This is a genomic window from Thermopirellula anaerolimosa, from assembly GCF_054657335.1.
Genome location: NZ_BAAHYX010000002.1, coordinates 41,253 through 51,017, shown reverse-complemented (window position 1 = coordinate 51,017; position 9,765 = coordinate 41,253). Strand labels below are relative to the sequence as shown.

12 protein-coding genes and 1 pseudogene are annotated in these 9,765 nt (G+C 64.5%); all 13 read right to left on the bottom strand.

Going from position 1 to position 9,765, the window contains the following annotated elements; translation table 11 throughout:
• Positions 1-379, bottom strand: a 379-nt coding sequence (locus ACYQ6J_RS00460; protein ID WP_460182229.1) for a dATP/dGTP diphosphohydrolase domain-containing protein, incomplete at its 3' end; no start/stop codon positions are given.
• The gene (locus tag ACYQ6J_RS00455; protein ID WP_460182228.1) at positions 376-873 is read right to left on the bottom strand and encodes a hypothetical protein; all 498 of its coding nucleotides are present in this window, start codon (positions 871-873) and stop codon (positions 376-378) included. The genes ACYQ6J_RS00455 and ACYQ6J_RS00460, both read right to left, overlap by 4 nt.
• Entirely contained in the window at positions 854-1,978 is a 1,125-nt protein-coding gene (locus ACYQ6J_RS00450; RefSeq protein ID WP_460182227.1) for a DNA-methyltransferase, read from the bottom strand. The genes ACYQ6J_RS00455 and ACYQ6J_RS00450 overlap by 20 nt, the downstream gene beginning before the upstream one ends.
• Before the next feature lie 314 nt (positions 1,979-2,292).
• A complete protein-coding gene (locus ACYQ6J_RS00445; RefSeq protein ID WP_460182226.1) occupies positions 2,293-2,493 on the bottom strand; it encodes a hypothetical protein in 201 nt (66 codons plus the stop codon).
• An 80-nt stretch (positions 2,494-2,573) separates the two neighbouring features.
• Positions 2,574-3,596, bottom strand: a complete 1,023-nt coding sequence (locus ACYQ6J_RS00440) for a DEAD/DEAH box helicase (RefSeq protein ID WP_460182231.1) — start codon at positions 3,594-3,596, stop codon at positions 2,574-2,576.
• Positions 3,597-3,886: 290 nt separating this feature from the next.
• Positions 3,887-4,315, bottom strand: coding sequence for a DUF559 domain-containing protein (locus tag ACYQ6J_RS00435; protein ID WP_460182230.1), 429 nt, complete (start codon positions 4,313-4,315; stop codon positions 3,887-3,889).
• A gap of 619 nt (positions 4,316-4,934) precedes the next feature.
• Positions 4,935-5,291, bottom strand: a pseudogene (locus ACYQ6J_RS00430) (DEAD/DEAH box helicase); the annotation flags it as partial.
• Positions 5,288-5,677, bottom strand: coding sequence for a RusA family crossover junction endodeoxyribonuclease (locus tag ACYQ6J_RS00425; protein ID WP_460182225.1), 390 nt, complete (start codon positions 5,675-5,677; stop codon positions 5,288-5,290). The gene ACYQ6J_RS00425 and the pseudogene ACYQ6J_RS00430, both read right to left, overlap by 4 nt.
• A 269-nt stretch (positions 5,678-5,946) precedes the next feature.
• A complete protein-coding gene (locus ACYQ6J_RS00420; RefSeq protein ID WP_460182224.1) occupies positions 5,947-6,606 on the bottom strand; it encodes a hypothetical protein in 660 nt (219 codons plus the stop codon).
• A gap of 111 nt (positions 6,607-6,717) precedes the next feature.
• Positions 6,718-7,173 carry a DUF669 domain-containing protein gene (locus tag ACYQ6J_RS00415; RefSeq protein ID WP_460182223.1) on the bottom strand — a complete coding sequence of 152 codons (456 nt, stop codon included), beginning with the start codon at positions 7,171-7,173 and terminating at the stop codon, positions 6,718-6,720.
• Between the two features lie 4 nt (positions 7,174-7,177).
• The gene (locus ACYQ6J_RS00410; RefSeq protein WP_460182222.1) at positions 7,178-7,903 is read right to left on the bottom strand and encodes an ATP-binding protein; all 726 of its coding nucleotides are present in this window, start codon (positions 7,901-7,903) and stop codon (positions 7,178-7,180) included.
• A 224-nt stretch (positions 7,904-8,127) separates the two neighbouring features.
• Positions 8,128-8,928, bottom strand: a complete 801-nt coding sequence (locus ACYQ6J_RS00405; protein WP_460182221.1) for a PD-(D/E)XK nuclease-like domain-containing protein — start codon at positions 8,926-8,928, stop codon at positions 8,128-8,130.
• Positions 8,929-9,115: 187 nt separating this feature from the next.
• The gene (locus ACYQ6J_RS00400) at positions 9,116-9,742 is read right to left on the bottom strand and encodes a sigma factor (protein WP_460182220.1); all 627 of its coding nucleotides are present in this window, start codon (positions 9,740-9,742) and stop codon (positions 9,116-9,118) included.
• Positions 9,743-9,765 lie beyond the last annotated feature (23 nt).

Sequence of the window (9,765 nt, the reverse complement as noted above, 5' to 3'; positions counted from 1 at the left end):
GATTGCGTGCTGGAATGTCGATCATTTCGGGCATCGCTTCCTCGAAGTGGCACACGCCCAGGACGTTCCATGCCGCGTGGGCCAAGTGATCTTCCGAATCGTCGCCCGCTAGGTATAGGTAGATGTGCCGGATGGCGTGATTGAGCATGACGCTGGCCGGGATGCCTTTCTGCCAGTTGTGCTCGCCGTACTTGGCTGCCCCTTCGGCGCAGGTTTCGGCCAGGCGACGTAGGCCGATGGGCGTGATCAAGTCCCAGCGCTCGCCGTCGGCGTCCGTGCCGCGCACCGCGCCGGTGGCGAAGCGGGTGACACCTGATCGCGGCAGAGTGCCCACGCCGTAGACGCTGACGTAGGGTTCTTCATGCTGTTCGGTGCTCATGTGGGGCTCCTGGCCACGACGAAATCAGGAAACACCTCGTCGATCTTGAACACCACGAACCGGGAACTGCCATCGAGGTTCTCTTTCAACTCGCCCGGCCAGTCGTGGTGGGTCGCTTGGTACCACCGCACCCAACGGCGGAAGACGTCCAGGTCCCCCAGAAACCACGCCGCCAGCGCGGTGCCATCCTGGCTAGCGAAACCGTAGAAGAGATAATCCCCCCAGCCGGCGAGCAGTTTGTCGATCTCGGTCGCGACCCCGCTGGGCCGCGAACATCGCAACGTGAATTCATCCCCGTACAGACGCAGGTATTCGTGCTGGCGGACCCGACAGGCGATGCGCATGTCGCCAGCCAGACGCAACGTGATCAAATCCGTGTTGTGGAAGGCGTCCTCGGCCACGTCCGCCTCGGCGATCAGGTGCTCGCCTACGATCCGTTTGATGGCGGGGATGAACCGGTCGGACCAGGCCTTGTCAGACTTCCAGTTCTTCATGACGCCAGTGCTCTTCCGCCAGCCTGTGGACCGCCTCGGTCGCGACCCCATGCCATTGCGGCTCCAGGTCGATTCCGAAGAAGTCGCGCCCTGTCTGGTAGGCTTCCACGATCGTGTTGCCGCTCCCCATGAACGGGTCGACCACGGTCTGGCCAGGCTCGGTCACCGCCTCGATCAGTTGCCGCAGCAGGTCCCGCGGCTTCTCGCAAGGATGCTCACTTGCGGGCGGATCCTTGCCGTAGAGGACGTCGGCCACGCGTTGTTGTAGCCTGGGCTGGCCCTTGACGGCGTGGAGGATGCGTTCATGCTTCGGGGCGAAGCAGCCGGCCAGATCGCCGGTGCCGTGGTTGGGTTTGACCCAAATGAGACTACCTTTGAGGGTGAACCCTGCCTCTTCGAGGACTTGCCGGAACTCGGGCTCGTGACGCCAGCCGGTGAACACCAGGCAGGTGGCGTGGTCGGCCATGCGGGGGTACGCTTTGGCGAGCACGTCTCGAAGCAGGGCCAACGCCTGGTGCTTCTCGTCACCGGCGATCTTGGCCTTCTTGGGGGTCACCACCCGGCGGTGGCTTTGGAACTCCACGCCGTAGGGCGGGTCGGTCAACAGGGGCAGCGAGAACCCCGGCGTCAGGATCAGGTCGCGGGCATCCCCGCAGCGGAGCTTCTTGGTCTGGCTCTCCAGGAAGGCCAACCGTTGTTGTTCCCGTTGGAGCCGCAGGGCCTCCTGCTCTTTGGCGTCGGCTTCGGCCCGCAGCCGGGCGGCTTCCGCTTCCTCTTGGCGACGTTTCCGTTCGACGACCTGCCGCAGGGCGTGGCTGACGGCCGACTCGGTCCGCGCATGCTCGTGGGCCAGGACTGCGACGAACCGCTCCCGCCAGATTCCTTCGGGCAAGGAGTGGTACGCCTCCTCGGCCATTCGGATGAGCGCTTTCCAGCGCCACGCCTTCCTGACCACGCGTGCAGCGTCCGCCGTGCTGCTGGTGGAGGATCCGCGATGCTGGTGAGGATGTCTGTCATCATCTTCGGTCGGCATGTGAAACCGTACCAGGGGAAAAATATGCGACGTCGCATACGACGGCAGAAATCGCCTCAAGATGCCCTTCATCGAAGAGGCCGTCGCATACAGCCTGTTTTGCAGCTTCTGGTAGTGAGGTGTGCCATCGAATGCGGCGTGAAACTGTGGATTGATCCCACCCTTTCGCGTCAGCGATCCGCTGTTGCGTCCAGCCTTCCTGCGTGGCAAGCCGGTGGCATTCGGCCCACACGTCCAGGAGGCTCACGGGCGTGTGGTATTCGTCGTTCTCATTGTCCTCGTCCGCCTTGCGGCTGATCTGGTCCTCGGAGAGGCCGAGGTGGACAAAGACCGGGACGGGCGTAGGCCGGCGATTCGGGCCGCCTCCAGGCGCGCTGCGCGAGATTCTACTGGCCGTTGACTTCCACGCCCCACAGGCTCCGCGTCCGCTCGAACCCGTTGCGCCGAATCCGTTCCGCCAGACGCCGCACCTGTTCCGGGTCGCGTCGCTTCCGTGTGTTGAACCGGCTGTGGACACACCGCTCGATGTCGGCGTCCACCAGCCGTATGGGAACCGTCCCTGTGGTTTCGCCGCATGCAGTAGCCATGTCGGATTCCATTCAGAAAGACCTCTCGCTCGCAACCATGTTTGTAATGGTTTTTGCCTCATTCACGGCCTTGCCTCCATTCAGAACGGAACGCCGTCCAAGTCGTATTCCGTGTTGCCGATGGGCACGGGCTCCGGCTTCGGGCCCAGCGTGTAGCCGACGATGCGGTCGTACTTCTCGCCGGCGATGGAGCGGACCACGATCTTCTCGGTCCACGCCACGCCGCCGCCCTCGGCGATCTCGACGGCCCGCTGGGCCGTGTCGGGTATCGGGTCGGGCGAGCGGCGTCGCCACCACTGCTCAGCCTTCCATCGGGCATAGCCGTTGTGCTCGAAGCACACCCATTCGGAAACGTAGGTGAACTGGCCGATCTGGTAATCCACTCGCATGGTCTTGGGGGCCTCCGGCGGGGCGTCGCGCTTGGTGTGGACGCTGTAGCGGATGTCCAAGACCTCGTACTCGGTGTCCGTCACTTGGCCGGAGAGCACGCCGGCGGTGCCGGCCCGGGCGTCGTGCCTCTGGCGATCAGGCGGCGGGAACTCGTAGCCGCACTCCGGGCAGGTGGCGTAGCCGGCGGCGATGACCGATAGACACTCGGGGCACTCCTTGGCCGGGGCTTCGCCCGTGCCGCGCCCGGGCGCGTCGGGCATCGTGAGTTGATCCACCGGCCCGTGGCGCAGTGCGTTGCCGCCGAAATCCAAGACCAAGGCGTTTTGCTTGCCCGGATGCAGCCGGAACGATCTCCCGACCATCTGGTAGTAGAGCCCCGGCGACATCGTGGGCCGCAGGATGGCCACGCAGTCGATGTTCGGGGCGTCAAAGCCCGTGGTCAGCACGTTGACGTTGACCAGGTATTTCAGCGGGGCCTGCGGCAAGAGGCCCGGAGCCGTCTCTCTGCGGAACCGGGCGATCAATTCCGCCCGCTCGGCGCTAGGCGTTTGGCCGTCCAGGAAACCGACTTCTTGGCCGGATATTTCGGCCAGCACGCGGGCCACGTGCCGCCCGTGGCGCACGCCGGAGGCGAAGACCAGCACGCTTTGGCGGTCGTGCGTGTAGGCGACGATCTCGCCGCAGGCCGCGGCCACGAGCCGGTCGTCGTCCATTAGGTCCTCGACCTCGTCGGCCACGAACTCGCCGCCGCGGACATGGAGCCGCTCGAAATCGGCCTTGTTGATTCCCGCCTTCGTGACCAGCGGGCAGAGATACCCGTCGCGGATCAACTCCCGCACACCCACCTCGTAGCAGATGTGGTTGAGCACGCCCTCCGGCGTACAGATCGGCCCGCTTGACAAGCGGAACGGCGTCGCCGTCAGCCCGATCACACGCAGGTGCGGGTTGACGACCTTCGCCTCGGCCAGGAAGGTGCGGTACATCCCATCGGCCTCGGTGGGGATCAGATGACAGTTGTGTGCAAGAACCCCGCCAGCGTAGTAAGTAGGGTGTCCCGAGACTTGCAGATTGAACACAGCCACAGGGCTTTGGCATTCGATAGCCGTAATACGCACCACCCGTTGCGAAGCAAGACTGCCGTCTTTCGCTTGTCGGCGTTGTGCGTCGCCAGTGTCCGATGCGATATTCCGTCGAGCTCGATGGCGATCTTCTTCTCCAAATGGGCGATGTCGATCTTGAGATTCTTGGGCAGTCCCGGAGGACGCGGATGTCCAACTGAAACCGTCACTTCGGCCTGCCATTCGGGGCCCAGTATCTTGAGAAGCTGAACCTGCGGCGTGGTGAGTCGTCCGTTCCCGCCACGTTCGACGGGCGCATGCCCGATCTCCTTGAGCGTCCGTCGGAGTCGCTCTCGAACTCCCGGAATCCACATCGCATTCTCGACCTTCTTGGCGCAGGAGATCGAGCAGAACCGCTGCCGTCGCCAGTCCTTCTCGCGCATGTAGCTGATTAGCTTGCCCATCGAGTCCAGCTTGATCCAGGGACGGAACTCGCTGCCGCAGCATTGGCATGCTTTCCTGGCGGAGTGAATCCTGACGGACCTCCAAGGTGGCAGCTTCATTGGACGAGAAGGCCGAGGCTTCCGCCTCGATTGTGCGCCGCACTTCGCCGAGCAATACTCCTGGGCATCCCACTCGGTCTCCGACTGACACACCTTCGGGCTGCCGTCGGGGTTGATGTAGATTCTCGGATGCATTACTGTTCCGCAGTGCTTGCACGTCTTTTGGGCTAAAAAGACGCGATCCCACCTCCAGGGCCTTGGCTTCCCGCCATCCCTGTTCGGTGAAGAACGGATGATTGGGTGTGCATCGCAGGGTTCGTCCATCTTCGAACTCCAGTTCAAGCAAGCCGTTCGCCGGTCTGGCAGAGATCGCCTCCACCTCTCCCACACCGAGGGCAGTATGGACGGGCTGACCGATGGACAGGTCTTCGATGGCCGTGTCACCGCGGGGCGTGGAGATCATCGTTCCCGCCGGGAAACACTCATCGACGATCGCCAGATCGAAGGCGTCCAGCTCGCAAGCCCGCTTGTAGACCGATTGGATGCCAGCGACCACGACAGGTTTGTCGGCTTCGCGGCGATTCAGCCCCGCCGAGTAGATGCCGATGGGCACCTCCGGGCACAGCCGCCGAATCTTCTCGGCATTCTGCTCCAAGAGTTCCTTCACGTGGGCCAGCACCAGCACCCGGCCGTTCCACCTGAGCACGGCGTCTTGGACCAACTGAGCGATGACCCAGCTCTTTCCGGCCGCGGTCGGAAGCACCACCGCCGGGTTGTCGTCGCGCGTGCGCAGATGCTCGTAGACGGCCTCGACCGCAGCCTGCTGATAGGGACGAAGCGGCGTCACGTCGGCACCTCCAGCCCGTCGCACAGCACGCACCGCCGCCGGATCGTCACGACGGCTTTGCCCCCTTTCACAACGTCTCGCTTCTCGACCGAGAGCTGTTCAATCAAGCTGTCGTCCGGGTACACGCCTGCATGCTGAAGCGCATCGAGCAGCGCCTTCAGGGCGTTGTCCAAGTCGCGTCGCCGGCGATCGGGCGGATACAGCGAGACTTCCACACGGAGCGGACCGGTCAAGGGCAGTCGGTCTGCCGCATGGTCGATCCGCCGCACGGCGGTCGCCACGTCGCGGCGATACGCCCGTCCCTGACGGCTGATCAGGGTCCGCGGCCCAACTCGTCGCCAGTAATGATTGACGGACGGCGGGTAGGACAGCTCCACCGTAAGCATGCTCTTCCTTTCTTCGTGCGGAGGTGCAGGCGTGCGTCTCGCAGGGGACCGGCAGTCGCCGGTGCGTGTCCTGCAAGTCGCGGGGACGATCGTTTCGCCTTCGCCTTTCCTTTTCGGCTCCACCGGGGCGCTGACCTGTCGTCGCCGCTCCACCGCGCCGGCTCGCACGCACGCCTATGACCTCCTCGTTTCTGCCACGCCACGCCGAACCGTGCCAAACCTCGCCTGTCCAAGCCGTGCCAAGGCCCGCCATGCCCGGCCATGCCCTGTCATTGCGCGTCCAACAGATCGAATCGCATTACTTGGAACCGGCCGTAGGTGGGCCGGAAGTCGCCCACGCCGATCAACCGCCCGGCATCCGTCAGCAGGCCATGCAGCATCTCCAGCGAGACGTATTCCGGCAGATTCACCAGAAGCACGAAGGACGCCGACCAGCCGGCGCCGAGGGCCGGCCGCACGCGGGTCACTCCGTTGCGCTGCACCTGCACGCGGCAGCGATGCTCGTAGTCCCACGCCTTCACTCCCAGAGTGGCCAACGGCGTCAGGCTGACGATGGCAGCCTTCACCAAGTCCATCGCGCTTTTGCGTGGCGAGCGGGGGTCCTGCCGGTACTTGGCGGCAGCAATGATCGCCTGCCGCAGGTACTCCCCGGGGAGGCACAGTTCCCCCGCATCGTTGCGGTAGACGTAGGATTCCAGATCGTCGGCCTTCTTGGCTGCCGAACCCTTGGCCGCCTTCGCCTTGGCCTCGACCGCTTCGCAGTTCCAACGGTGGAATAGCACGTCGGCCTCGCCGCGGACCGTAACCTCGACGCGATAAGGCAACGAAAGCGCGATGGTGCCGCAGGCGCCATTGGTCGCCTCGGGCCCGATGGATTTGGGTTTGCCGTTTCCGTTGTGCATACGTTCCCCTTGCGAATGAAAAGCCATGCCACGCCTTGCCTTGCCCAGCCGCACCACGCCCGACCACGCCACGCCAAACCGGACCAGGCCTTGCCTGACCAGACCTCGCCACGCCCAGCCTTGCTGCGCCCCGTGCTATCACGGCCTCCGCCACGGCGGTGTGCTCGTCTGGGCCTGCTGCGGTCGGCCGGTCACGGCGTCTCGCTTCTCGTAGCCTTTGATGACGTTGACGACCTCGTCGGTGTCCCTACGGCGCTTACAGGTCACCCGGACCGTCAGAGGGACGCCATGTAGCTCGCAACTGTCTCGTGGAGTCAAAACGCCGGTTGCCCGGCAGATCGCCGACAGTTCAGCCCGGGCGATCTTCACCGCCAGTTCGTTGGGGTTGTCCAGGTTGAGCCGCGCCCAGAGCTGCCGGCCCTTGTACTCGCCCTCGAGGATCGTGAAGACCAGCTCCAGGTAGCTGCCGGTACCCGCCTTGTTCGGCTTCATCTCCGAGGCGGTGATCATCGCCAGGTATTTTCCGGCGGGGATGGGATCGAACGTGGTGGTGGGCTCCACCTGTGAAGCATCGAATCCAGCTAGATTGGCCATACTTTCAGGCTCCTTGGGGCTTGAGGTTGTGGTTGCTGATCGCCGCGACGAAGGCCGGCCAGGACAAGGGCAAGCTCTCCGCGATGCCATAGCGGTTCTTGGCCACCAGTTGCGGCGTCTCGTAGAGGACGAGTTCCCGCTCCTGCCCCACCAGGCGAATCGCCCCCACGAAGTCCGACCACTCGATCATCGTGTTGGCCAGGTCGGGGTGAATCTCCGGGGCGGACTTCTCCAGTTCGATCCCGTCGATCGTGGTAATCGAGCGGCGGGCGGCATGGGCCAAAAGCAGCACAGCCACGCCCGCGTTGACCAGCCGATCCAGCACCGGAAGCAGGTACTGGTAGACGTAGTTCTTCAAGACTTGCCGGCCGTTGCCGTAGCCGCCGTGCGAGCGGTTCAGGGTCTGCTTCATTCCGGCGGGCGTGCCGTCCACCCCGGCCACGTGCTCCTCGATCCGCCGCAAGAGCCAGTCGATCGAGTCGATCACCACGGTCTGGTACTCGTGGCCGCCGGCGGCTAGGCCGTCGAGCCAGGGCTCGATCTCCGGCCATGTGGCCAGATACGGCGTGCGGTGGCACTGCACATGGGCCGCGCCGTTTTCGCAATCGACGATGAGCGGCCGATCGGCCGAGGCCCCATAGGTCGTCTTGCCCGAACCGGGCGGTCCGAAAACGATGCCCTTCGGGGCGCGGAGGTGGGATTGGGTCAGGACGGTATCGGGTAAGGCCATAACGAATCTCTCCCGTGCAAAGGGAATCTCGAAGCTCAAAAAAGGCCGGTCGCCTTCGGGTGCACGCAGCGATCCTCATCCATGACATGCCTACATGGCTTCAAAAGACCCGACAGGCGACCGGCGGTCATGCGGGCAGCCAAGCCATGCCATACCCAGCCTCGCCAAGCCACGCCCGGCCCAGCCTCGCCTCGCCTAGCCCCACCGTGCCAGGTCCAGACGTGTCAAATCGAGTCGAAAAGCCGAAGGGATTCATAACCTGTCTGCCATGTATCGCTGGCCATACACCGCCGCAAACGTTCGATGGCTGCCTCGTTGTCGCGCCGCGCCTGGGCCAGGACATCCTCGTGGACCCGCCAGACGCCCGAGCGGTACGGCTCCTTCTTCTCCACAGCGATGAAGTAGACCGGCATAGGCAAGGCGATCGTTTGCGAGAGCACGGCCTGGTAGAACCCCACCTGGTGGACGTATCCGTAGCGCCGGGCGTCGGCCTCGAACCAGTCCAGGTCGTCGCAGGTCTTCAGGTCCACGATCCCCCGAAGCGGGTCGAACCAGTCCATGCGGATCTGGCACGGCATCTGGCAGTACTCGGCACGCACGACGCCCTCAGGAACGCCTTCCGAAAGCAGGTCGCAGGCCAATTGGTGCCCACGAACCCCTTCGGCCATGCGCTCAACTAGGTCGTGCTGCTGCACGGTGAGCACAGGTTTGCCCTGCTGGGCAGCCCACTCGGCAAACGCCTTGGTATTGGAACCGTAGGGTTCGCCGGTCTTCGGATTGACGGGCCCGCCGACGGCGTACTGCTCCTCAAAGGCGTCCCTGCCTTCCAGCACCAGCGTGTGCAGCGCCCGGCCCACCAGGTATGCCGGCCGGTCCTCGTCCTCGATCAGGCCCAGCTTCTTCTTGCGGTACAGCACCGGGCATCGGCGGAAGTCGGCAAGCTGGTGGCTCGTGAGGTACTCCGAGGCCTTGGCCTGGTACACTTCGGCCGGTTCGCGGATCAAGAACGAATCGGCGACCGTCATCGTGCTATCTCCATGTGCCCATAGGCATGGGGGTGCGTCAGCGGGCGACCGCACCGAGCGAGAAGGCGTCTTCGCCGAAGCGAACTTCCGTCGATCCGGCGAAGACGCTTGGGCGTGCCTCGTCGTGGACCGCGCGGTCCCCTATTGGTTAACTACCCGGTCACGAGGCGAATTGACGGAAGAGATTTCACAAGTAGTCTCGCAGTCCGGCCTGCTCGAAGCAGCGCCGCAGCTTCCGCACCCGATCGGCCAGCGTGGTGCGCGGCACGCCCAGATCGCGGGCGATCTGGGACAGGCTGTCCGTCTTCAGCCGCTGGGCCAGTTCGCCCAGCTCGGGCGGCAAGCCGGCGATCACATCGCGGACATCCATCACGAGTTCGGCCAACTCGTGCTCCTCGCGCGTGGCACGCCCGAGGCGTGCGTCCAAGTGCCGCTGGCTGATCGTTTCGGCCAGTTCGACGGGGCCTTCCTCTTCGTCCTCTGCGACTACCATGCTCAGCGAGCGGACGCTGCGGTGATCGCGTTTTTCGGCCCACTTGGCCCGCAGCAGATTCGCTGCTTGCCGTTCGACCAGGGCGGTCACGAAGGCCTGCCGGCGCCCCTGTTGGGGATCGTAGCTGGCCAAGTGCTTGAGCAGCTTCAGGCGAAGCTCTTGCTCGATGTCCTCGCGGTCGCTCCGGGTGAACCCGGGCAGCCGGGCCAGTTGGCGTGCTTTGCGGCGGATGAGCCATTCGGCGAAGCTGTCGAGGACCGGCTCGGTGCCTGGCTGGGCGGGTAAGCCGGAACGGGGGTGCAGATTGTTTGCACTGGTCATACTGCAAACTCCTCAACGTGGGT

Coding starts and splice junctions, on each gene's coding strand:
- ACYQ6J_RS00455 (WP_460182228.1), bottom strand. CDS start 873: ATGAAGAACTGGAAGTCTGACAAGGCCTGGTCCGACCGGTTCATCCCC.
- ACYQ6J_RS00450 (WP_460182227.1), bottom strand. CDS start 1,978: ATGAAGGGCATCTTGAGGCGATTTCTGCCGTCGTATGCGACGTCGCAT.
- ACYQ6J_RS00445 (WP_460182226.1), bottom strand. CDS start 2,493: ATGGCTACTGCATGCGGCGAAACCACAGGGACGGTTCCCATACGGCTG.
- ACYQ6J_RS00440 (WP_460182231.1), bottom strand. CDS start 3,596: ATGGACGACGACCGGCTCGTGGCCGCGGCCTGCGGCGAGATCGTCGCC.
- ACYQ6J_RS00435 (WP_460182230.1), bottom strand. CDS start 4,315: ATGTGGATTCCGGGAGTTCGAGAGCGACTCCGACGGACGCTCAAGGAG.
- ACYQ6J_RS00425 (WP_460182225.1), bottom strand. CDS start 5,677: ATGCTTACGGTGGAGCTGTCCTACCCGCCGTCCGTCAATCATTACTGG.
- ACYQ6J_RS00420 (WP_460182224.1), bottom strand. CDS start 6,606: ATGGCTTTTCATTCGCAAGGGGAACGTATGCACAACGGAAACGGCAAA.
- ACYQ6J_RS00415 (WP_460182223.1), bottom strand. CDS start 7,173: ATGGCCAATCTAGCTGGATTCGATGCTTCACAGGTGGAGCCCACCACC.
- ACYQ6J_RS00410 (WP_460182222.1), bottom strand. CDS start 7,903: ATGGCCTTACCCGATACCGTCCTGACCCAATCCCACCTCCGCGCCCCG.
- ACYQ6J_RS00405 (WP_460182221.1), bottom strand. CDS start 8,928: ATGACGGTCGCCGATTCGTTCTTGATCCGCGAACCGGCCGAAGTGTAC.
- ACYQ6J_RS00400 (WP_460182220.1), bottom strand. CDS start 9,742: ATGACCAGTGCAAACAATCTGCACCCCCGTTCCGGCTTACCCGCCCAG.